The 21,630-nt window shown below is 64.9% G+C and carries 22 protein-coding genes and 4 riboswitches; of the genes, 11 read left to right on the top strand and 11 right to left on the bottom strand.

Going from position 1 to position 21,630, the window contains the following annotated elements; genetic code table 11:
- Window positions 1-66 precede the first annotated feature (66 nt).
- The gene (locus tag NCR37_RS15500) at window positions 67-834 is read left to right on the top strand and encodes a TerC family protein (RefSeq protein WP_250473745.1); all 768 of its coding nucleotides are present in this window, start codon (window positions 67-69) and stop codon (window positions 832-834) included.
- 3 nt (window positions 835-837) lie between these two features.
- Here the strand turns inward: NCR37_RS15500 and NCR37_RS15495 are convergent, their stop codons facing one another.
- Genes NCR37_RS15495 through cbiE form a run of 5 tightly spaced genes read right to left on the bottom strand, consistent with a single transcriptional unit; the run spans window position 838 to window position 5,025 of the window.
- Complete coding sequence (locus tag NCR37_RS15495) at window positions 838-1,242, bottom strand: DUF4186 domain-containing protein (RefSeq protein WP_250473744.1); 405 nt, start codon at window positions 1,240-1,242, stop codon at window positions 838-840.
- Between the two features lie 6 nt (window positions 1,243-1,248).
- The gene (cobM, locus tag NCR37_RS15490) at window positions 1,249-1,974 is read right to left on the bottom strand and encodes a precorrin-4 C(11)-methyltransferase (protein WP_250473743.1); all 726 of its coding nucleotides are present in this window, start codon (window positions 1,972-1,974) and stop codon (window positions 1,249-1,251) included.
- Between the two features lies 1 nt (window position 1,975).
- A complete protein-coding gene (locus NCR37_RS15485; protein WP_250473742.1) occupies window positions 1,976-2,704 on the bottom strand; it encodes a cobalt-precorrin-6A reductase in 729 nt (242 codons plus the stop codon).
- Window positions 2,701-3,798, bottom strand: coding sequence for a cobalt-precorrin-5B (C(1))-methyltransferase (locus NCR37_RS15480; protein WP_250473741.1), 1,098 nt, complete (start codon window positions 3,796-3,798; stop codon window positions 2,701-2,703). Before NCR37_RS15480 ends, NCR37_RS15485 begins: the two co-directional genes overlap by 4 nt.
- 18 nt (window positions 3,799-3,816) lie before the next feature.
- Window positions 3,817-5,025 (bottom strand): precorrin-6y C5,15-methyltransferase (decarboxylating) subunit CbiE, encoded by a 1,209-nt coding sequence (cbiE, locus tag NCR37_RS15475; RefSeq protein ID WP_250473740.1) that lies wholly within the window; start codon window positions 5,023-5,025, stop codon window positions 3,817-3,819.
- 84 nt (window positions 5,026-5,109) lie between these two features.
- Window positions 5,110-5,297, top strand: a riboswitch (cobalamin riboswitch).
- A gap of 142 nt (window positions 5,298-5,439) precedes the next feature.
- Between cbiE and cobG the strand changes: the two genes are divergently transcribed.
- Genes cobG through cobJ form a run of 4 tightly spaced genes read left to right on the top strand, consistent with a single transcriptional unit; the run spans window position 5,440 to window position 9,638 of the window.
- Window positions 5,440-6,654 carry a precorrin-3B synthase gene (cobG, locus tag NCR37_RS15470; RefSeq protein WP_250473739.1) on the top strand — a complete coding sequence of 405 codons (1,215 nt, stop codon included), beginning with the start codon at window positions 5,440-5,442 and terminating at the stop codon, window positions 6,652-6,654.
- Window positions 6,647-7,273: a precorrin-8X methylmutase gene (locus NCR37_RS15465; protein WP_250473738.1), complete on the top strand. Its 627-nt coding sequence runs from the start codon at window positions 6,647-6,649 to the stop codon at window positions 7,271-7,273. Before cobG ends, NCR37_RS15465 begins: the two co-directional genes overlap by 8 nt.
- The gene (locus tag NCR37_RS15460; protein WP_250473737.1) at window positions 7,270-7,998 is read left to right on the top strand and encodes a precorrin-2 C(20)-methyltransferase; all 729 of its coding nucleotides are present in this window, start codon (window positions 7,270-7,272) and stop codon (window positions 7,996-7,998) included. The genes NCR37_RS15465 and NCR37_RS15460 overlap by 4 nt, the downstream gene beginning before the upstream one ends.
- Window positions 7,986-9,638: a precorrin-3B C(17)-methyltransferase gene (cobJ, locus tag NCR37_RS15455; protein WP_250473736.1), complete on the top strand. Its 1,653-nt coding sequence runs from the start codon at window positions 7,986-7,988 to the stop codon at window positions 9,636-9,638. Before NCR37_RS15460 ends, cobJ begins: the two co-directional genes overlap by 13 nt.
- Here cobJ and NCR37_RS15450 read toward each other — a convergent pair.
- From NCR37_RS15450 to cobW, 4 genes are all read right to left on the bottom strand, one after another.
- Complete coding sequence (locus tag NCR37_RS15450) at window positions 9,617-10,186, bottom strand: vWA domain-containing protein (RefSeq protein WP_250473735.1); 570 nt, start codon at window positions 10,184-10,186, stop codon at window positions 9,617-9,619. The two genes, cobJ and NCR37_RS15450, sit on opposite strands and share 22 nt — an antisense overlap.
- A 113-nt stretch (window positions 10,187-10,299) precedes the next feature.
- Window positions 10,300-11,301: a magnesium chelatase ATPase subunit I gene (locus NCR37_RS15445; RefSeq protein WP_250473734.1), complete on the bottom strand. Its 1,002-nt coding sequence runs from the start codon at window positions 11,299-11,301 to the stop codon at window positions 10,300-10,302.
- Window positions 11,298-15,071 (bottom strand): cobaltochelatase subunit CobN, encoded by a 3,774-nt coding sequence (cobN, locus tag NCR37_RS15440; protein WP_250473733.1) that lies wholly within the window; start codon window positions 15,069-15,071, stop codon window positions 11,298-11,300. The genes NCR37_RS15445 and cobN overlap by 4 nt, the downstream gene beginning before the upstream one ends.
- Window positions 15,072-15,075: 4 nt before the next feature.
- Window positions 15,076-16,155, bottom strand: coding sequence for a cobalamin biosynthesis protein CobW (gene cobW / locus NCR37_RS15435; RefSeq protein WP_250473732.1), 1,080 nt, complete (start codon window positions 16,153-16,155; stop codon window positions 15,076-15,078).
- 127 nt (window positions 16,156-16,282) lie between these two features.
- Window positions 16,283-16,533: riboswitch (cobalamin riboswitch) on the bottom strand.
- A gap of 53 nt (window positions 16,534-16,586) precedes the next feature.
- A riboswitch (cobalamin riboswitch) is annotated at window positions 16,587-16,834 on the top strand.
- 10 nt (window positions 16,835-16,844) lie between these two features.
- On the opposite strand from cobW, the gene NCR37_RS15430 reads away from it, so the two are divergent.
- The 4 genes from NCR37_RS15430 to NCR37_RS15415 are packed head-to-tail and all read left to right on the top strand — an operon-like array spanning window position 16,845 to window position 19,420.
- Entirely contained in the window at window positions 16,845-17,279 is a 435-nt protein-coding gene (locus NCR37_RS15430; protein ID WP_250473731.1) for a cobalamin biosynthesis protein, read from the top strand.
- Window positions 17,280-17,287: 8 nt separating this feature from the next.
- Window positions 17,288-17,890, top strand: a complete 603-nt coding sequence (gene cobO, locus NCR37_RS15425) for a cob(I)yrinic acid a,c-diamide adenosyltransferase (RefSeq protein WP_250473730.1) — start codon at window positions 17,288-17,290, stop codon at window positions 17,888-17,890.
- A 4-nt stretch (window positions 17,891-17,894) separates the two neighbouring features.
- Window positions 17,895-19,193 carry a cobyrinic acid a,c-diamide synthase CobB gene (locus tag NCR37_RS15420; protein WP_250473729.1) on the top strand — a complete coding sequence of 433 codons (1,299 nt, stop codon included), beginning with the start codon at window positions 17,895-17,897 and terminating at the stop codon, window positions 19,191-19,193.
- Window positions 19,190-19,420, top strand: a complete 231-nt coding sequence (locus tag NCR37_RS15415; RefSeq protein WP_250473728.1) for a DUF1289 domain-containing protein — start codon at window positions 19,190-19,192, stop codon at window positions 19,418-19,420. Before NCR37_RS15420 ends, NCR37_RS15415 begins: the two co-directional genes overlap by 4 nt.
- Here NCR37_RS15415 and NCR37_RS15410 read toward each other — a convergent pair.
- Entirely contained in the window at window positions 19,417-20,181 is a 765-nt protein-coding gene (locus NCR37_RS15410; RefSeq protein ID WP_250473727.1) for a CbtA family protein, read from the bottom strand. The two genes, NCR37_RS15415 and NCR37_RS15410, sit on opposite strands and share 4 nt — an antisense overlap.
- Window positions 20,182-20,190: 9 nt before the next feature.
- The gene (locus NCR37_RS15405; protein ID WP_250473726.1) at window positions 20,191-20,427 is read right to left on the bottom strand and encodes a CbtB domain-containing protein; all 237 of its coding nucleotides are present in this window, start codon (window positions 20,425-20,427) and stop codon (window positions 20,191-20,193) included.
- 31 nt (window positions 20,428-20,458) lie between these two features.
- A riboswitch (cobalamin riboswitch) is annotated at window positions 20,459-20,581 on the bottom strand.
- 27 nt (window positions 20,582-20,608) lie between these two features.
- Here NCR37_RS15405 and NCR37_RS15400 point away from each other — a divergent pair.
- Window positions 20,609-21,184, top strand: coding sequence for a histidine phosphatase family protein (locus tag NCR37_RS15400; RefSeq protein WP_502800531.1), 576 nt, complete (start codon window positions 20,609-20,611; stop codon window positions 21,182-21,184).
- Window positions 21,185-21,256: 72 nt separating this feature from the next.
- Window positions 21,257-21,628, top strand: coding sequence for a DUF1428 domain-containing protein (locus tag NCR37_RS15395; protein ID WP_250473724.1), 372 nt, complete (start codon window positions 21,257-21,259; stop codon window positions 21,626-21,628).
- Window positions 21,629-21,630: the final 2 nt, after the last annotated feature.

The following is a 21,630-nucleotide window of genomic DNA, read 5'->3' as shown; positions in this document are numbered from 1 at the left end:
AGCTTTCATAATAGCGGCTGCACCGGCTAAGATCACGCCTCTTCCCTCCCACGAACAACGCATCGCATGGACTACATTGCCGCCCTTCTCACCGACCCCGCCGCCTGGGCAGCCCTCGCGACGCTCGTCGTGATGGAAGTCGTGCTCGGCATCGACAACCTCATCTTCATTTCGATTCTGACCAACAAGCTGCCGGCCGAGCACCGGGCGCGCACGCAGCGCATCGGCATCGGGCTCGCGCTCGTGATGCGGCTCGGCCTGCTCGGCACCGTCGCGCTGATCGTGCGGCTCACCGCGCCGATCTTCGAAGCGTTCGGTCACGGTTTCTCGTGGCGCGATCTGATTCTGATTGCCGGCGGCGTGTTCCTCGTGTGGAAAGCTACGAGCGAAATTCATCATCACGTCACGCACGACGCCGAGGACCACGCCGGGCCCGCTTCCGGCGCGCGGCTCACGCCGTTGTCGGCCATCGGCCAGATTCTGCTGCTCGATCTCGTGTTTTCCATTGACAGCATCGTGACTGCGGTCGGCATGACGGAGCACATTCCGATCATGTTCGTCGCGGTTATCGCGGCGGTTTCCGTGATGCTGTTCGCGGCGGGGCCGCTCTCGCGCTTCATCGAACGCAATCCGACGATCGTGATGCTCGCGCTCGGCTTTTTGCTGGTGATCGGCATGACGCTGATCGCGGAAGGCTTCGGCACGCACGTACCGAAGGGGTACATCTATGCCGCGATGGCGTTCTCCGCGCTGGTCGAAGCACTGAACATGCTGGCGCGCCGCGCGAGCAGCAAGCGCCGCGTTGCGGTGCCGCGCGAGCAGAAGCCGCATTGAGCGTCAGAAGGGCAACTCGCGCTGCGGGTTGTCCTCGGTGCTTTCAGCGGCAGGCGGCATCGGCTGCGCGCGCAGCCATCGCTCGATGGCATCGACCACATGCTGACGCTCGGCATCGTCGAGCACTTTTCCCGCCGCGATGCCGTGCCATTTGGCGAGACATGTCCGGCAGCACGTTGCCGTCGCATGCTGCGCGATGAACACGGGATGCCCGCGAAACGGCGTCTGCTTGCCGTCGTTGAGCGGCGCCTGCGGCGCGAGGCGTTTCGCGATCAGTTCATGCGCCTGCGCGACCACCGTTTCAACGCCGCGCTCGCGCAGATAGCGGCCTTCGCGCACGCCGAGCGCAAATCGCCGGCGAAACGCGGATTTCGCGAGCGCATCGAACACGGCGTCGAGATTGCGCATGAACGCTCAGTCCTTCGCGTAGAGCGTCGAATCGGCGAAATCGCGAGCGTCGAGCACGCGGCCCACGAGAATCAGCGCCGTGCGCTCCATGCCCGATGCACGCACTTTCTGCGCGATATCGACGAGCGTGCCCTGCACGCGTTCTTCGTCCGGCCAGCTTGCGCGGAAGATCACGGCAACCGGACAGTCCTCGCCGTAATGCGGCAGGAGATCAGCGACGATGCGCTCGATATGCCGCACGCCGAGATGAATAGCGAGCGTTGCGCGATGACGCGCGAGGTCCGCGAGCGATTCGCCGGGCGGCATCGACGTTTTCGCCGCATAGCGCGTGAGGATCACCGTCTGCGAAATGCCCGGCAGCGTCAGTTCGCGCCCGAGCGCCGCCGCCGAAGCCGCCGTTGCCGTCACGCCCGGCACGACTTCATAAGGAATCCCTATCATTTCCAGTCGACGAATCTGCTCGCCAATTGCGCCGTACAGCGACGGGTCGCCCGAATGCACGCGCGCGACATCCTCGCCATTCATGTGCGCTTGCTGCAACAACGCGACGATGGCATCCAGATCGAGTTCCGCCGTATTCACGACGCGGTGCGCGCTATGCCCTTCGAGCACGCCTTCCGGCACGAGCGATCCCGCATAGAGAATCACGGGGCAAGCGCGAATCAGCCTTTGCCCTTTGACGGTGATGAGCTCCGGATCACCCGGTCCCGCGCCGATGAAATAGACCGTCATGTCAGTGAGAGTCGAGAGCGAGCAACGCGTGAAGCGCGCTCGCGGGGTCGTCGAATTCGCGGTCTGCTTCGGGCAGCATCGGCCGCGCGAGCATCACCACGGGTAACTGCTGTTCACGCGCCACCGCGAGCTTCGCCTCGGTCGCCCTGCCGCCGCTGTTCTTGCTGATGACGACATCGATGCGCGCGGCGTCGAACAATGCGCGCTCGCCGTCGATATCGAACGGTCCGCGCGCATCGAGAATGCTTGCGCGCGCCGTCCCTTCATGCGTCCCGAGACAGCGAATGGTCCAGTGCTGCGACGCGGGGATCTCGTTCAGATGCTTAAGCGGCTCGCGTCCGAGCGTGAACAGCGGCCTGCGAAACGGCGCGATACGCTCGACGATGCCGCGCCAGTCAGCCGCATCGCGCCAGTCGTCGCCGGCTTGCGGCTGCCACGCGGCCCGGCGCACGGCCCACAGCGGCACCTTCGCAAGCGTGCAGGCTTCGCGCGCATGGCGGCTCATTTGCGCGGCATACGGATGCGTCGCGTCGATGACGAGCGTGATCCGTTCAGCGTGCAAATAATCGACGAGACCCGCCACGCCGCCGAAGCCGCCCACGCGCACCGCACAGGCGAGATCCGTCGGCACGCGAGCGAGTCCTGCAAGACTATAGACATGCGGCGCGCCCATGTTTCGCGCGATGGCGAGCGCGTCGCCCGTGCCGCCGAGCAGCAACGCGCGCGTCATGCGGCGCTCCCGACGATCACGCCTTGCCTGTCGATTGCGAACGCCTCGACGATCACGCCGCTCGGCACGATATCGAGCGCCACGTCGCGGGCGCGCGCGCAGACGAGGTCGCCCAGCGCAATGCCTTCGGCGCGCGCCAGCTTCAGCGCTTCCTGACTCGTATTCGCCGCGCGGATGGCCGACTGAAGCGCCGCGCTCGCGCCCGCCTCCGCGGCCCGGCAGGCCAGCAGCGGCAAGTCGATGCTGGAGCTACGGCTGTGCAGGTCCATGTGTCCCGCCGCGAGCTTGCTGAGCTTGCCGAAGCCGCCGCACAGACTGAGCTTCTCGACCGGCGCGCGACGCAGATGCTTGAGCACCGCGCCCGCGAAGTCGCCCATTTCGATCAGCGCGATATCCGGCAGGCCGTAGCGCGCGCGCATCGCGTCTTCGCTCTGATTGCCGGTGCAGGCCGCGATATGCCGCACGCCGTTCGCGCGCGCCACGTCGATGCCCTGATGAATCGAGGCGATATACGCCGAACACGAAAACGGCCGGACGATGCCCGTGGTGCCGAGAATCGACAAGCCGCCCACAATGCCGAGCCGCGGGTTCATCGTCTTTTGCGCGAGCGCTTCGCCATGCTCGACGCCTATCGTCACATCGAAGCCGCCCGCATAGTCCGCGAGCGGCGCGAGCGCGAGGAGATGCTCGGTCATCATCTTGCGCGGCACGGGGTTGATGGCCGGCTCGCCGATGGCGAGCGCCAGGCCCGCTCGCGTCACCGTGCCCACGCCCGGTCCGGCGTGAAAGCGCACGCCCTGATCCGCCGAGAGACGCACGCGCGCAAACACGAGCGCGCCGTGCGTTACGTCCGGATCGTCGCCTGCATCCTTGATGACGCCCGCTTCCGCCGCATCGCGCATGCCGTCGATCAAGCGGCAGAATTCGAGCTTCATCGTGACGCGCTGGCCCTTGGGCAACACGATCTCCGCGCGATCGCTCGCCTGCCCGGTCAACAACAGACGCGCGGCTGCGAGGCACGTCGCCGTCGCGCAGCTTCCGGTCGTGTAGCCGCTTCTGAGCGGCGCGGGTTGTTCCGATGTCTCGTCACGCATGATGGGCGTCGAATGCGGTCAAGGCTTGCTCGCGCAGAGCAGCGTGATCGGCAACGCTTGCCGCCACGTATCGAAGCCGCCGAGCGGCTCCGCGAGCGCCACGCCGATGCGCACGAGTTCACCGCCATGCCGCGCGCGCCAGTCGACGAGCGCGGCTTCGCTTTGCAGCGTGACCGCGTTCGCAATCAGCCGCCCGCCCTGACGCAGCCGCGACCAGCACGTATCGAGCACGCCCGGCACGGTCACGCCGCCGCCGATGAACACGACGTCGGGCGCGGGAAGGCCCGCGAGCGCGGCGGGCGCTTCGCCCTTGACGAGCTGGAGCGCGGGGACGCCGAGCGCATCGCGGTTATGTTCGATCAGACGCTGCCGGCCCTCGTTCGCTTCGATGGCAATGGCACGGCAGGACACATGCGCGCGCATCCATTCGATGCCGATAGAGCCGCAGCCCGCGCCCACATCCCACAGCAGTTCGTGCGGCTGCGGCGCAAGGCGCGCGAGCGTGACGGCGCGCATATCGCGCTTGGTCAACTGGCCGTCGTGACGATACGCGTCGTCGGGCAGGCCGGGCGTGAGCGGCGGACCGGCATGACCCGCATGCGTGCGGCATTCGATGGCCACGAGATTGAGCGACGCCACGAACGGCTCGCGCCAGTCGTCCGCGCGCTCGTCGATGCGGCGTTCGTTCACGCCGCCGAGATGCTCGAACACGGTCATGCGGCTCGGGCCGAAGCCATGCGCCGTCAAGAGCGAAGCAATCGCAGCGGGCGTCGCGCCGTCCGCGCTCAGGACCAGCAGGCGCTCGCCGCGAAAGACATGCGCAAGCAGCGAGGCAACGGGCCGCCCGACAAGCGACACGCAGCACGCGTCCTGCAACGCCCAGTGCAAACGCGCAGCGGCGAGCGACAGCGACGAAGGCGTGGGAATCACGCGCATCTCGTCGACGGAAAGCTCGCGAGCGAGCGTCGCGCCGACGCCGAAGAACATGGGATCGCCGCTCGCGAGCACGCATACAGGCCTGCCGCGCGTGCGCTCGGCGAGCACCGCATCGAGAGAAAACGGGCTGGGCCACGGCACGCGGCGCGCGGCGATGCCCGCAGGCAAGAGCGCGAGATGACGCTCGCCGCCGTGGATCGCGCCGGCCTCGACAAGCGCGCGTCGCGCCGCGCGGCTGAGGCCCTGCCAGCCGTCCTCGCCGATGCCTACCACGGTCAGCCAGCTCGACATGGGGCGTGCCCTCCTTGCGGTTCGCGACGCGCTTCATGCGACGATACCCTGCACGAAGCGTTCTGATGGTCGATAAAAGCGGGCATAATACATCGGTACGTCGGTGCCCAACGGTTCAACCCGCGGGCCTAACAGGGAACACAGCGAAACTGTGGCTGCCCCCGCAATTGTACGCAGCGAGTCCGCGCTCCACTGCCACTGGTTTATACCGGGAAGGCCGGCGCGGGCGCAGACCTGCCAGCCAAGAGACCTGCCGACTCACGCTTTCCACGCTCAGCACGCTTCACACGCATTATTCGCGCGACGCCGTCCGGGCGGGGTGTACCGGTGGCATTGCCCGAAGCGAGAATCGCACCGGTCACGCTTTTGAACGCTTCTTTTCCGACACCGCGGCCATCGGCTTGTCCCGGCCTCATGCGCATCGTGCAGGCGCGCGACGGCGGGCTCGCGCGCCTGCGTCTTGCCGGCGGCGAACTTCGCGCGCACGCGGCGCATGCCGTCGCGCACGCGGCCGTACGGTGCGGCTCCGGCGTCATCGAACTGACCAATCGCGCGAATCTGCAGCTGCGCGGCATTCGCGACGATGCCCACGCGGAACTCGTCGATATCGCGCTGAACGCGGGCCTCGGTCCGCAAGCCCAAGGCGGCGACGACTTGCGCAACGTGATGCTGAGTCCGCTTGCGAGCGACGCCACGCGCCGCCTTGCCGCCGCCATCGTCACCGCGCTGCAGGGCGATGCCGCGCTGCACGCGTTGTCGCCGAAATTCGCGCTGCAACTGGACGGCGGCGAACGGCTCGCCATGCTCGATCATCCGCAGGATCTCTGGCTTTCCGCGCTCGACGACGACGCGCGTTACGCGTTCGGCTTCGCGGGCTCGATGCCGCATCGTGATAGCGACTTACCCGCGCTCGGCAGCATCGCGCGCGAACAGGTCGTGGACTTCGTGATCGCGGCGCTGCGCGCATTCGTTGCGCTCGCGTCGAAGGATGAACATCGCATGCGTGACCTGCTCGCGCGAATCGGCGTGACGCGCTTTCTCGCAATGCTTTCGTTCGATACCCTCGACACTGCCTGGCGTCGCGCGCCTGTCAGCGACGCGCTGCGCTTCGGCGCGCATCCGATGCCGGACGGCGGGCACTGGCATGTCGGCGCGCAGACGCGACTCGGACGGCTCGACGCCGCCACGCTCGACGCGCTCGCCAATCTGGCATCGACGCACGCGCAAGGCCGGCTCTTGATGACGCCCTGGCAAGGCGTGCTCGTACCCGGCGTCATGCCGCAACATGCTGAACACGTGCTCGACCGCATGAACGCGCTCGGCCTCGTCACGCGCGCGGATCATCCGCTCGCGCGTCTCATCGCGTGCGCCGGTTCGTCAGGCTGCGCAAAGAGTCGCGCCGATACCAAAGCCGACGCTCACCGCCTCGCCGCTCTGCTGTCTGTGCACGAGGATGTGCATCTAAGCGGCTGCGAACGTTCGTGCGCCGCCGCGCATCCCGTCGCAAACACATTGATCGCGGTGTCGACCGGACGCTATGACTTGCATGTCGACGCGCGCCTCGTCGCGCCAAACGTATCCATCGAAGAGGCGGCCGCGTGGCTCGCCCGGAGCCATGCCGATGCTTGACTATATCCGCGACGGGGCCGAGATTTATCGCCAGTCGTTCGCGACAATCCGCGCCGAAGCAAACCTGAGCGCCATTCCGCGCGACCTCGAAAAGCTCGCCGTGCGGCTGATTCATGCTTGCGGCATGGTCGATATCGTCGACGATCTGCGTTTCTCTCCCGGCGCGGGCGACGCGGGACGCGCGGCCCTCGCAGCCGGCGCGCCGATACTCTGCGATGCCCGCATGGTCTCGCACGGCATCACCGAGGCGCGTCTTCCGGCCGATAACCGCATCATCTGCACGCTCGGCGATGCGTCCGTGCCCGAGCGCGCCCGCGCGATGCGCAACACGCGTTCCGCCGCTGCGCTCGAACTCTGGCGGCCGCATCTGCAAGGGGCGGTCGTCGCGATAGGCAACGCGCCCACCGCGCTCTTTCATCTGCTCGACATACTCGATGCCGGCGCGCCGAAGCCCGCGCTCATTCTCGGCTTCCCGGTCGGTTTCATCGGCGCGGCGGAATCGAAGGCGATGCTCGCAGCCGACAGCCGTGGCGTGCCCTTCGTCGCATTACAGGGACGACGCGGCGGCAGCGCGATGGCCGCCGCCGCAGTCAACGCACTTGCTTCGGAAAACGAATGATGAGCGGACGCCTGTATGGTCTCGGCGTCGGTCCGGGCGACCCCGAACTCATCACCGTGAAAGCGCTGCGGCTTCTGAAGTCCGCGCCGGTGGTCGCGTATTTCGTCGCGAAGGGCAAGAAAGGCAACGCGTTCAGCATCATCGAAGCGCATCTCGACGACGCGCAGACGCGCCTGCCGCTCGTGTACCCGGTGACGACCGAAGTGCTCGAACCGCCGCTGTGCTACGAGACGATCATCAGCGCGTTCTACGATGAAGCCGCGCTCGCCATTGCAGATCATCTCGAAGCGGGCCGCGATGTGGCCGTGATCTGCGAAGGCGATCCCTTCTTCTACGGTTCGTACATGTATCTGCACGACCGTCTCGCCGGACGTTTCGATGCGCATGTCGTGCCCGGCGTCTGTTCGATGCTGGGCGGCGTGTCCGTGCTCGGCGTGCCGCTCGTTTATCGCAATCAGAGTCTCTGCGTGCTGTCCGGCGTGCTGCCGGAAGACGAGTTGAAGTGCAAGCTAGAAGCATCCGATGCAGCCGTCGTGATGAAGCTCGGCCGCAACTTCGACAAGGTGCGGCGCGTCCTCACCGATCTGGGACTGGACAAGCGCGCGCTCTATGTCGAGCGCGCGACGATGGCGAATCAACGGATCGTGCCGCTCGACGAAGTGGATCCGATGGCGTCGCCCTATTTCTCGCTGCTCGTCGTGCCGGGGACGAAATGGCAGGCATGAAGGCGGCGTCATCCATCGCGATCGTCGTGCTCGGCGAAAGCGCGCTTCCTGTCGCGCGCCGCATTCAGGCGCGTTATCCCGGGTCGCTCGTGCATGGTTTCGCCAACCGTGTTCATGCCGATATCGCCTACGACGATTTTGGGGCGCACTTGCGAGCGCTTTATCTTGCAGCCACGCCGATCGTCGCGCTGTGTGCGGCAGGCATCGTCATTCGCTCGCTGGCGCCTTGTCTCACGAACAAAAGCGCGGAGCCGCCAGTGCTCGCGGTCGCGCAGGATGGCAGCGCCGTGGTGCCGCTGCTCGGCGGCACGAGCGGCGTGAATGTGCTGGCGCGCGAACTCGCCGCGGCGCTCGATGTCACGCCCGCGATCACGACGAGCGGCGAGTTGCGCTTCGGCATGTGCCTGCTCGCGCCGCCCGAAGGCTACGCGCTGGCGGATATGGAGCGCGGCAAGCGCTTCGTGTCCGGCCTGCTCGCGGGCGAAACGACGCGCATCGAAGGTCATGCACCGTGGCTCCATGAGGCCGACTTGCCTCGCGCTCATGACGCGCGCCTTGCAGTGCGCATCACGCCGTATGTGATGAATGACGAGAGCAGTCTCGTGATTCATCCGCGTTGCGTGGCCGCATGGATCGAAGCGCCGGACGATGCGATTGCTGATCGCGTTCAGCGCGCGTTGCGCGAACACGGGCTGTCACCGCTTGCGCTGGCCGCGCTCGTCGCACCGACAGAGAGCATGACGTTCGATGCGCTCAGCGATGCTGCCAACACGCTCGACGTTCCCCTTCGCTTCAGCAACGAACAGCCGCCTAATGACGCGCTTCGCGCCCACGGAGTCGCGCTGAGCGTGGCCGAAGCGCCGATCGACGTCGAATCCATCGGTCGCGCGCGCGGCAGGTTGACGGTCATCGGACTCGGCCCCGGCAGCGCCGACTTGATGACGCCTGCCGCAAAAGCCGCGCTCGCGTCCGCGCAGGACGTTCTCGGATATGAAACGTACGTACGCATGGCCGGCCCGTTTCGCGCAGACCAGCGCGTTCACATGACGGACAACCGCGAGGAGTTGCAACGCGCACGCCATGCGTTCGAACTCGCGAGCGCAGGGCGAAAGGTCGTGGTCGTATCGTCGGGCGATCCAGGCGTCTTCGCGATGGCTGCCGCCGTGCTCGAAGCGCTCGACGAAGGACGCGCGACGCATGCCGAATGGGCCGCCGTGAAGCTCGCTATCGTGCCGGGCGTGTCCGCGTCGCTCGCAACGGCCGCGCGCGCGGGCGCGCCGCTCGGCCATGACTTCTGCGTGCTGTCGCTCTCCGACAACCTGAAGCCCTGGGACGTGATCGAGCATCGCATCCGGCATGCAAGCGAAGCGGATTTGGTCATGGCGTTCTATAACCCGCTATCGAAGGCGCGGCCCTGGCAGTTCGATCGCGCAATCGATATCGTGCGCGAGCATCGCGACGCGGCGACGCCCGTCGTGCTCGGCCGCGACGTGGGACGTCCGGCGGAAACGATGCGGGTCGTGACGCTCGGCGAATTGCACGGCGGTCTCGTCGACATGCGAACGATGGTGATCGTCGGGTCGACGAAGACACGCGTGATCGGCAACGGCGAATGGGTCTACACGCCCCGCTCGTATTGAAGCGATTCGGCGGATATGTGCTGCGCGCGCCAGTCGAGCGCCAGCGCGTGCGCCCCGCCGACTTGCACGCGTCCTTCCTCGAAATCCACCACGACGATACGGTCCGCCAGCGCGGGCGCTGCGGGCCGTTCGTTCGTGCGTCCATCGCTCAACAGCCACAGCCAGCGGCGTTGCGAAGGCTTGCGACGCGCAGCCCGCGCAAGCACGGTCGATGCCGTCGCTAACCCCAGCGTGAGCGGCGTGCCGCCTCCGCCGCCAATCGGCGCGATCCAGCGGTCATTGAACCAATGCGCCGTCCCCGGCTGACGACGCACTTCGGCGCGTCCCCCGCCGAAGCACACCAGCGCGACCTCCGCACGTTCGCGATAGGCGCGGTCGAACAGCGCGATCAGCAAGCCCTTCGCGCGCGCGAGACGTTCGCCGCCGAGCATCGAGCCGGAGCAATCGAGCACGAAGCAATGCAGCGCGGATGCTTCGCCCTGGCCGCGTCGAAAGCGCAAGTGGCCGACATCGAAGCGTGCATTGCCTTTGGCGCGCAGCGTCGCCATCCAGTCGACCGATGTCGTCGCGAGTCCCTCACGCGCATGTTCTCGCCCACGGGAGCGCGCCTCCTGCCATCGAAGACGATGCGCGTTCGCATCGGCGTCGGGCCTTCGATGGCTCAGGCTTTTTTTGCGGCGAGCGGCCTGACCTGCTTGACCTTCGCGATGCCGACGGGCTCCGGCGGCATGTAACCCCAGTCGCCGCCTTGCGCGGTATTGGCGCTTGCTTCCGGCCGCGATGACTCGCGAGACGACGCTTCAGGCTCGCGCCGGCGATGCCGCAATACCGCATCGGCCACGCAATCGACATGCTTCGTTTCAACGTATTCCGCGCCTTCCAGCGCCGCGAGCGCACGCGCCGCGCGCAACATCACGAGATCGGCTCGCAGGCCGTCGACGTTGGCCGCAATGCACAGTTCGCTCACGTGCGCATGCACGACGTCATCGAAATCGAATTCGTCGAGCGCGCCGCGCGCCGCCTCGATGCGTTCGGCCAGCGCCGCTTGGTTATCCGCGTGCCGCGCGCGAAACGCTTCGGCGTCCGAATCGAATGCGAGTCTCGCCTTGACGATCCGCTGACGCACGTTGGCGTCGAAGCAGTTCGCGAGTTCGACGGCAAGCCCGAAGCGATCCAGCAATTGTGGACGCAGTTCCCCTTCTTCCGGATTCATGGTGCCGATCAGCACGAACCGCGCGTCATGGCGATGCGATATGCCGTCGCGCTCGATGATATTCACGCCGCTCGCCGCCACGTCGAGCAGTTGATCGACGAGAGGATTCGGCAGCAGGTTCACTTCGTCGACATACAGGACACCGCGATGCGCTTTCGCGAGCAAGCCCGGCGAGAACTTCACGCCGCCATCACGCAATGCGCTTTGAATATCGAGCGTGCCGATGAGTTGCTCTTCGCTCGCGCCGAGCGGCAGGGTGACGAGTTTCCCTTCCGGCAGGAGTTCAGCGAGCGCGCGCGCCGCCGTGGATTTCGCCGTGCCGCGCGGTCCGCTCACGAGCACGCCGCCTAATGACGGATCGACAGCCGCGAGCAGCAACGCCTGTTGCAACGGCGCTTGCCCGACGAGCGCGGTGAAAGGAAACGCGGGAAAAAAAGAGGTTTCGTTCAAGTCTGTCGGCCTTCGAGTTGCTGCTCGACATCGAGCAGATGCTGCGTCACGGACTGCCGATAGTCGCCGGGTTCCTGCCACAGCCCGCGCTGCATCGCTTCGAGCAGGCGCTCGCAGATCGACTGGAGCGCGTGCGGGTTGTGTCGCGCGATGAATTCACGCGTACCGGCATCGTTCACGTATGCATCCGTGACGAGCGCATATTGGTGATCGGAGACGACGCGCGCGGTGGCATCGTAACCGAAGAGATAATCGACCGTCGCGGCGAGTTCCGACGCGCCTTTGTAGCCATGCCGCTTCACGCCGTCGATCCACTTGGGGTTGACCACGCGCGAGCGCACCACGCGCGAAATTTCTTCGTTCAGCGTGCGCATGCGCGGCGCGGCGGGGTTGCTGTGGTCCGCGTTGTACGCCTGCGGCTGCACGCCCGACAAGTAACGCACCGCCGCGATCATTCCGCCCTGAAACTGGTGATAGTCGTTCGAATCGAGCAAGTCGTGCTCGCGGTTATCCTGGTTCTGAAGCACCACATCGAGTGTCGAGAGCCGCGCGCCGAAGGTCGAACGCGCTTCGACGCCATCGCCGGCCTGCGAATAGGCATAGCCGCCCGTGCTTTGATAAGCGGCGGACAGATCGGCATCGGTTTCCCATTGCTTCAGGTCGATGAGCTCCTGCAAGCCCGCGCCGTACGCGCCCGGCTTCGTGCTGAACACGCGCCAGCCGGCACGAAGCCGAGCTTCTCTGGCATCGACGCCGCGTCCGATCAACTCGTCCCGCTCACGCAGAATACGCGCGCGAATCGGGTTGACGTCTTCCGGCTCGTCTTCGAGTTCCGCTATGGCCTGCACGGCTGCATCGAACAGATGCATGAGATTGGCGAACGCATCGCGGAAAAAACCGGATACGCGCAGCGTGACGTCGATGCGCGGCCGGTTGAAGATGGAGATCGGCAGAATCTCGAAGTCGGTGACGCGATGGCTGCCCGCCGCCCATTTCGGCCGCACGCCGATGAGCGCGAACGCTTGCGCGATGTCGTCGCCGCCGGTGCGCATGGTGGCCGTGCCCCACACCGACAGACCGATGGCGCGCGGAAAATCGCCATGGTCCTGCACGTGCCGCTCGACGAGCAGGTTCGCCGACTTGAGCCCGAGCGACCAGGCGGCTTGCGTCGGCAATGCGCGCGTATCGACCGAATAGAAGTTACGCCCCGTCGGCAGCACGTCGGGTCTGCCGCGCGATGGCGAACCGCTCGGCCCCGGCGGAACGAAACGGCCTTCGAGACCGCGTTTCAGTTGCAGCGACTCGTGCGGTCCACATGCATCGAGCCGCGCGAGCACATCGCCATGCAAGCGTTCGAGCACGCGTTCCGTATGCGGACCGGGTGCGGCTGCATGGCCTTCGAGCAGTTGCAATGCAAGGCATTCCAGCCGCTCGCGCGTGTCGCCGTGATGACGCCAGGGCGCATCATTGATCGACTGCAATGCCTGCGGACGCGGTCCCTTCCACGGCGCGGCCCAGTCAGCGTCGAGCGGATCGAAGTCGTCGCCTAGTTGCAGGTCGCGTGCGAGCGCAGTGATCAGGCTTGCATTCGCGCCCTGACCGTCACCGATCGGAAAACGCCCGAGCGCAAGCAGCGTATCGCGCCGCTGCGCGCCTTGCGGAGACACGCCGAAAACATGCAGCCCATCGCGTATCTGTGCCTCTTTCAGCTCGCACAGGTACGCATCGGCGCGCGTGAGCAACGCGTCTTCGCCCGATGTATCGCGCGGGGCATCGAGGCCGAGTTCTTCGTGCAGCTTGTTCTCGACGATGCTCGCGAGTATGGACTTGCGCAACAGCTTCGCGCGTCGAGCGTCGACCATTAACGCTTCGTAGTACTCATCTACCTGCCGCTCCAGGTCTTGCAGCGGACCATAGTTCTCGGCGCGTGTAAGCGGCGGCATCAGATGATCGATGATGACCGCCTGCGCTCGCCGCTTGGCCTGACTGCCCTCGCCCGGATCATTGACGATAAACGGATAAAGATGGGGCATCGGCCCGAGAATCAGATCAGGCCAGCACGATGCCGACAGCGCGACGCTCTTGCCCGGCAGCCATTCCAGATTGCCGTGCTTGCCGACATGCACGAGCGCGTCCGCGTTGAAGCGCATGCGAAGCCAGAAATAGAACGCGAGATAGGAATGCGGCGGAACGAGTTCGGCATCGTGATAGCTCGCGTAGTCGTTGCGCTCGCGCGACCGCGACGGCTGAATGCCGACGAACACTTCACCGCAGCGATAGCCCGCGATCATAAAGCGGCCGCGCCTTAATGTCGGGTCGTCTTCCGGCGCGCCCCACGTGTTTTCGAGCGCGGCACGTGCATCGGCGGGCAACGCGCGATAAGCGTCGAGATAGTCGTCGAGCGAGAGGCTTTGCAACGCCGGCCGCATGTCGCGAACCACGGGATCGTTCGTCACGCCTTGCGTCAAAGCGGCGATGAGCGCGTCGCCGCTCTCCGGCAATTCACCCAGGCGATAGCCTTCGCGTGCAAGCATCGACAGGATGCCGACCGCGGATGCCGGCGTGTCGAGCCCCACGCCGTTGCCGATGCGCCCTTCGCTCGCCGGATAGTTCGCGAGCACGAGCGCGATGCGCTTCTCGTGGTTGAGCGTATGCCGCAGCTTGCACCAGCGGCGGCTCAACTCGGCGACGAAGCGCACGCGTTCGGCATCGGCCTGATAGCGGACCACGTCCACTTGCGTCTGCTCGCAGTAATAGGCGAGTCCCTTGAAGCTGACCGCGCGCGTGATGATGCGGCCATCGACCTCGGGCAGCGCGACATGCATCGCGACGTCGCGCGAATTGAGGCCGTGGTTGTCCTTTTCCCAGTCTTCGCGATTACCGCCGCTCAATATCACTTGCAGCACGGGCGCATCGCCCGCAATGTCGAAGTCTTCGCTTTCGCCGATCACGCTTGCTGCAAACGCGGTCGTGTTCAATACGAGCGATGCGCGATGCTCCATGCATAAGCGCGCGATCACTTCGCGGCTCACGGTTTCCTTGAGGGATGCGATCGCAATCGGCAGCGGATTCAGCCTTTCCTTTTCGAGCGCTTCGATGAGCGCATCGAATACAGCGGTGTTGCCCGCTTGCAGATGCGCGCGATAAAACAGGATTGCGACAACGGGCGCGCCGTCGGTCCATCGCGCGCGCCAGTCCTCGATTGCCGCGATGTCGCGTTCGGGATGATAGATCGCCACAGCAGGCAGCGGACGCGGCGCTTGTGGCGCACGACCGAAGCCGAATGCGCGATGACCCATCGCGCGCAGGAATTCTTCGGCATTGCCCGCGCCGCCTTCGCGCAGATAGCGCGACAATTCACGGCAGAACGCGGCATCCGCGGTACTCTTGCTGATCAGGTTCGGGTCTTCGGTGAGATCGCCCGAGAACATGGCAAGCATCTGCTTCTCGCGCCCGGCGAGCGCCACGATTCGCTCGATGCCATAAGGCCAGTACGATTCACCGCCGAGATGATCGACGATGACGACCCGCGCATGACGCAATACATCGTCGACATAGAAGTCGACCGATGCGGGCTGCCGCAAAAACGATTGATTCGCGAGCCGCACTTCGGGAAAGCCCGGCTCCAGACGCGGAAACACGCTTGCAAGCAGCGCAAGCGTGGTATCGGCCGAACTTAGCACGACGATCGGTGCGCGCGTCTGCTCGATACGCGTGACGCCTGCCGCGTCATCGACAAAACCTCCCGGCGTCGTGCGTAGCAGATGCATCGCGTCAAGCCTGCGCGAGCGCGTTCGCAAGCGCCGCGTGCAACGCAGCCTGCAGGGTTTGACGATCGAGGTCTTCTCCGATCAGCACGAAGCGGCTCGCGGCTTCGCCTTCGTTCCAGCGCCGGTCGAAATAGCTGTCGAAGCGCCGGCCCACGCCTTGCACCACGAGACGCATGCCCGCGCCCGGCAGCGCGGCGAACCCTTTCACGCGATAGATCGTGTGGCTCTCCACGAGCGCCTGCAATGCGGCAATGACCTGTTCGCGCGATTCCACCTGTGCTTCGACGACGACGGAATCGAATTCGTCATGGTGATGGTCCACGTGGCCTTCGTCGTCGGCAGAATGGTGATGATCGTGGCGAAGATGAATGCTGTCCTCGGACGCGGATTGCAGACCGAGCAGCGCATGCAGATCGAGCTTGCCCATCTGCGCGGGCACGACCTTCACTTGCGGCGGAATCTCGGGCCGCACGAGCGCTTCCACGCGGCGCAGTGCATCGGCGTCCATGAGGTCCGTCTTGTTGACGATCACGAGATCAGCCGAAGACAGTTGATCTTCGAATAGCTCGTGCAACGGCGATTCGTGGTCGAGATTCGGGTCGGCCTTGCGTTGGGCATCGACCGCTGCGGGGTTCGCGGCGAACTGTCCGCTTGCGGCCGCAGGACCATCGACCACCGTAATGACGGCATCCACCGTGAAGGCATTCTTGATCGACGGCCAGTTGAATGCCTGCACGAGCGGCTTGGGCAACGCGAGGCCCGACGTCTCGATCAACACATGATCGATGCGCTCGCGGCGTTCCAGCAACTGCTCCATCACCGGATAAAACTCTTCCTGCACGGTGCAACACAGGCACCCGTTAGCGAGTTCATAGAAATTGCGCTCCGAGGACCCGGCTTCGTCGTCGCAACCGATGCCGCAACCCTTCAGGATTTCCCCGTCTATGCCGAGCTCGCCGAATTCGTTCACGATGACAGCAAGGCGCAAGCCCTGCGCATTGGACATGATGTGGCGCATCAAGGTGGTCTTGCCGCTGCCGAGAAAGCCGGTCACGACCGTGACGGGTATCTTGCGGGTTTGCATCGTCGCTCCGTGGCTCGTGTATGCGTGCGTCGTGCGTGCGTCGCGCGAGGAAGGTATCGCCGGCGAGATCTGCGGGGAAAAAGCGCACGACTGATGGATCATGGGACATGCCGCATCCCCGCGGCGTGGGCCCTGCGAAATTCTGGCCGGTATCCGGGCTTGGGACCTCGTTGCGCAGCCTTCCTGCCGTGAATCGACAGTGGCTCCGTGCGCAGCGCGCGATATCGTACTAGCCGATACCGCCGGTCGCTTACCGTTGCGGGGGCAGCGCAGGTTGGCGCGCGTCCGTTCGCTTCATGGACCGATGCGCTTCCTGCTTCCCGTTTAACTGCGTGCGAAAGAAGCTCGCACGCGGGCACCAGAACTGCGTGAAGTCTAGGCTGCCTGCGAAAGAGCGTCAAGGAAGCCGGCGCCGAAACCGGTGCATGTGGTATCGTTGGCGCGCGACTGGTGCTCGCGCGTTCGCACGAAACGCGCAGTTAAACGGGAAACAGGAAGCGGCGTCTTCACAAGCATGCAAGCGCTCGCCAACCTGTGCTGTCCCCGCAACGGTACCCGACCGGCGGTATCGGCTTGCACGATATCGCGCATGGCGCACACGGCCACTGCCCGTTCACGGTGGGAAGGCTGCGCGATGACGGCCGCAAGCCCGGATACCGGCCAGCGCAGGGGACGAAGCGCATCTCGCCATGGCGATGCCTTCGCCGAACGCCGCCATCCGCGAGGGACGCATGCGCGGCGCAAGCACTCCGTCCATTCGTTCGATGATGCTTCCTTGCGTGAGCCGGCGCCATCTCGCGGTCGGCATCGGCTGCAAACGCGGCGTAAGCGCCGATGCGATAGAAGCGGCCGTGCTTCGTGCGCTTCGAGCAGCGGAACTCACGTTCGCGCACGTCGCGGTGATCGCCAGCATCGACATCAAACACGACGAGGCGGGCTTGCGTGTGTTCTGCGAGCGTCATGCCCTGCCATTGCGTTTCTATCGCGCGGACCAGCTCGCGCACATGCCCGCCGAGGGCGTATGCGAGCCTAGCGCGTTGCTTGCGAGCGAGGGCGGAGAGCTTGTGGTGCCGAAGATGATCGACGGTCACGTGACCGTCGCCATAGCTACGAAGAAAGCCTGAAAGAGCCCATGAAAACCGATATGGAATCGCATCTGCGCATGACGCAGCGTCGCAAGGAAGGCCACGAAAAGAAGCAGGCCGCGGCCGATCACGAGAAGGGTCTCCTGATCGTCAATACAGGCAATGGCAAGGGCAAGACCACGGCCGCTTTCGGCATGGCGGTGCGCGTGCTCGGGCACGGCATGAAGCTCGGCGTCGTTCAGTTCATCAAAGGCGCGCTGCATACGTCAGAGCGCGATTTCCTGAGCGCGGTCGCCAATTGCGATTTCGTGACGATGGGCGACGGCTATACATGGAACACGCAAAACCGCGAGGCCGACATGGCGACCGCGCGCAAAGGCTGGAACGAAGCGCGGCGCATGATCGAGAGCGGCGAATATCAGATGGTCGTGCTGGATGAGCTCAACACCGTGCTCAAGTACGAGTACTTGCCGCTCGACGAAGTGCTCGATGTGTTGAAGGCGCGCCCGGCGATGCTGCATGTGGTCGTGACGGGCCGTCATGCGCCGGATGCGCTCGTCGAACTGGCGGACCTCGTCACGGAAATGCGGCTCGTGAAGCATCCGTATCGCGAGCAAGGCGTCAAGGCGCAACGTGGCGTCGAGTACTGAGCTTATGGCGTCCTGCCCTGCACTCTTTATCGGCGCGAGCGCGTCGCATCAAGGCAAGACCACGGTGACGGCCGCGCTTGCGCGTCATCATGCGCGGCGTGGCCTTCGTGTGCGTGTATTCAAGACCGGCCCTGATTTTCTCGATCCGATGATTCTGGAACGCGCATGCGGATCGCCCGTCTATTCGCTGCATCTGTCGATGGTCGGTCTCGACGCATGCCGCGCGTTGCTCGCAAAGGCCGCGCGTGAAGCCGATCTGATCCTGATCGAAGGCGTCATGGGTCTCTTCGACGGCACGCCGAGCAGCGCCGATCTCGCCGCCGCGTTCAACGTGCCCGTGCTCGCGGTGATCGGCGCGCATGGCATGGCGCAGACGTTCGGCGCGGTGGCGTTCGGTCTCGCGCGTTATCGCGTGGACGTGCCGTTCCATGGCGTACTCGCCAACCGCGTTGCATCGGCGCGGCATGCGCAGATGCTGGCCGAAGCCATTCCCGATGGACTGCGCTATTGCGGGCATCTTTCGAATGCAGACGATATCGCACTGCCCGAGCGTCACCTGGGCCTGACGCAAGCGCAAGAAGTGGCGGGACTGGACGCGCGTCTGGATCGCGCCGCCGATGCCATTGCAGCTACCGCGCTGGCGGATCTACCGCCGCCTGTTCACTTCGAGGACGCGAAGCCGGAAGCGCCGCCGCGTTTGCTCGAAGGCTTGCATATCGCCGTGGCGCGCGATGCCGCGTTTTCATTCGTCTATCCGGCCAATATCGACTTGCTGCACGCAATGGGCGCGCGCGTGAGTACCTTCTCGCCGCTCGCCGACGAACCCGTGCCCGCCGATGCCGACGCGGTCTATCTTCCCGGCGGCTATCCGGAACTGCATGCGGCGACGCTTGCCGCGAACCTTCACACCCGGGCAACGATCGAGGCGCATGTGGCGCGTCGCAGAGCCGTCGTCGCTGAATGCGGCGGCATGCTGTATCTGCTCGATACGCTGACGGACGTTGAAGGCACGAAGCATGCGATGCTCGCTATTCTCCCGGGCAACGCCTACATGCAGCGCCGCCTCGCGCGTCTTGCAATGCAAAGGCTCGATACCGCGCATGGCGCGCTCACCGGCCACACGTTCCATTACTCCACGCTCGATACACCCATGCAGCCGCATCTGACCTCGAAGCATGCAACGACAGGCGCCGAAGGCGAAGCCCTCTATCGCCACGGTCCGATCACGGCCACCTATATGCACGCGTATTGGCCATCGAATCCGGCCGCCGCCGCGGCACTCTTTCGCGGTGAAGCGCTATGACGATCATCGACCTCGCCTTCACCATTGCGCGAGCGAAGTCGCAAGAGCCGGTCGGTTCGCCGTGCACCGGCGTATGCAAGCTCGATCCCGCACACGGTTTGTGCGCGGGATGCTTCAGGAGCCGCGAAGAGATAAAGTCGTTCCGCTCGATGGACGATGCCGCGAAACTCGCGCTATTGGAGGAATTGCCCGCAAGGCAAGCGGCCTTGTCGCGAGAAAACGCTTAGACGGCGGGCACTTTGCGCAACGCGGGCCGCTCGAGTTCGCGGGCAGCGAGCGCGCCGAACACGAGCCCGAGCGTCGTCCAGATGATGACCTGAATACCAATGGCCGCGACGCGAAAGTTCCACAGCAACGACGCCGAGAAGCCGGCCGGCACTTCTTCGACACGCGGCAGCGCGAACTGCGCGAGCAGCATCAACGCGATGTAGAGAGCTCCTGCAAACATCGTTGCGTTCCACTCGCCCCGCCGCACGCGCAGCCGCCGTTGCAGCGCGACGGCGATCACCGCTGCCGCGATCGAGATGGCCAACATGCCGAAGAACAACGCGGTGCGCGGACCGATCGTCGCCGCGTTGCCGACCGAAGGCGGGTTCGGCGGATACTTCAGGAAAGGCACGGCCGCCACGCTCAGGAAGCCGAGCATCGCCAGCAATGCCGATGTGCCGCGCGCATGCAATGCGCCGAGCCGTCCATAAGCGAACGCGAAGACGAGCGAGAAAATGCCGCCGAGCGCAGCGCTGAATACCGCCACGCCGGTAAAGAGGCCGAGACCCGCCTGCGTGTCCCGGCTCACCAGTTCTTCGTCGCCGTCGTGATGGTGTGAATGAGCCGTGGCTTCCTGATGGTTATGCCCATGCGCATGTTCTGCTTCGAACGCGATGGCTTGTGCAACGAACGGCTCACCGACGAGCTTTGCAAAACCGAAGCCGAGCACGCCCGCGACGAGACCCGCGATCATGCCGCGTATCAACAAGCTGCGAATCATGGCGCGCCCTTAGTGACAGGGAAAGCCGAGCAAGTGCCGGCCGTCATGCACGAATTCGTGAACGTACATGCCGGAAAAGATGGACGTCGCGCCCTGCTCCGCGCCGACGAAATAAATGGCGATCAAAAGAATCAGGCCGATGAACACGGCCCAAGGCAATAGTTCACGTACCGGAATAGGCACCGGCGCGTCGAGGGCGGGCGAAACAGAGGCGGCGGCATCGACCGGCGCGTGAGCGACATTCATTGATTTTCTCCGAGGGAAAAGCGCGTCCCGATAGACGAAAGAACTTGCAGCGGGGTCTGACTCGCGAACCGTCGTTTTCACGAAAGCCGCTTACAGTGGCGCGACCGTGCCGGGCTTGCACCGGCTTCCTCGCACTGCAAGCTTGCCATTCTAGGACGATTGCGGGCAAAGTAAAGCAACGATGCGCCCATTGCCTCCATCATTGAACGTAACGCTTCTCTGCCACGCCGCCACGCACGCGATGAAAACCGCCCGCTTTCCGACGGGCGACGAGCCGCCTGCCTGCGATAACCGCGCGGCTCTTGCGCAGCGCTTTGCGCATTTCGACGGCCGCGTGATCGCGAGTCCCGCAGCCGCTGCCCGCGCGACGGCCGCATGGATAGCAAGCAGTGTCGAAACGAGCGTCGCCTTCAGCGATATCGACTACGGCCGCTGGCGCGGGCTTGCGATACGCGCCATCACCGAAAAGGAGCCTGAAGGCATGAGCGCATGGCTCTCGAAAGTCGCCGCGCGGCCGCACGGCGGCGAGAGTATTGCCATGCTGTCCGAACGCATTGCGCAGGCGCTCGCGACCCTGATTTGCGACGATGCCCGTACCGAACGATACTTGATCGTCACGCATGCCATCGTCGTCAAAGCTGCATTGGCGCATGTGCGAGGCGACCCGCTCGAATCCATCTTTGCGATGAACTTTGCGCCCCTGTCGTCCGTATCGCTCGACTATGACCGACCGTGCGGAGTCTGGACCGTGGCCTGAACTTCGTCTTGCGGCTCAGGCTCCAATGCAGTTGACGGCATGACGCTGTCGATACCGCTCAAGGAGGCTCACATGGCGCACTATGTAGATGGATTCGTCGTACCTGTCCCCACCGGCAAGATCGACGCGTATCGCGTCATGGCCGAACAGGCCGGCAAGATCTGGCTGGAGCACGGCGCACTGCAGTTCGTCGAGAGCATTGCCGACGACGTCAAGCCAGGGGAAGTCACTTCATTTCCGCAAAGCGTGCAATTGAGAGAAGGTGAAACGATTGCCTTCTCGTGGATACTCTATGAATCGCGCGAGCAGCGCGACGCAGTCAACGCAAAGGTCATGAATGACCCGCGACTGAAGGCGATGATGGAACACGGCGAGCCGCCGTTCGATGCGAAGCGCATGTTCTTCGGCGGCTTTGCGACGATAGTCGAACTGGCGCGCTCTTAAGT

Source organism: Caballeronia sp. GAFFF1, assembly GCF_023630705.1.
GTDB lineage: Bacteria > Pseudomonadota > Gammaproteobacteria > Burkholderiales > Burkholderiaceae > Caballeronia.
This window is presented reverse-complemented; position numbering and strand designations above follow the sequence as displayed.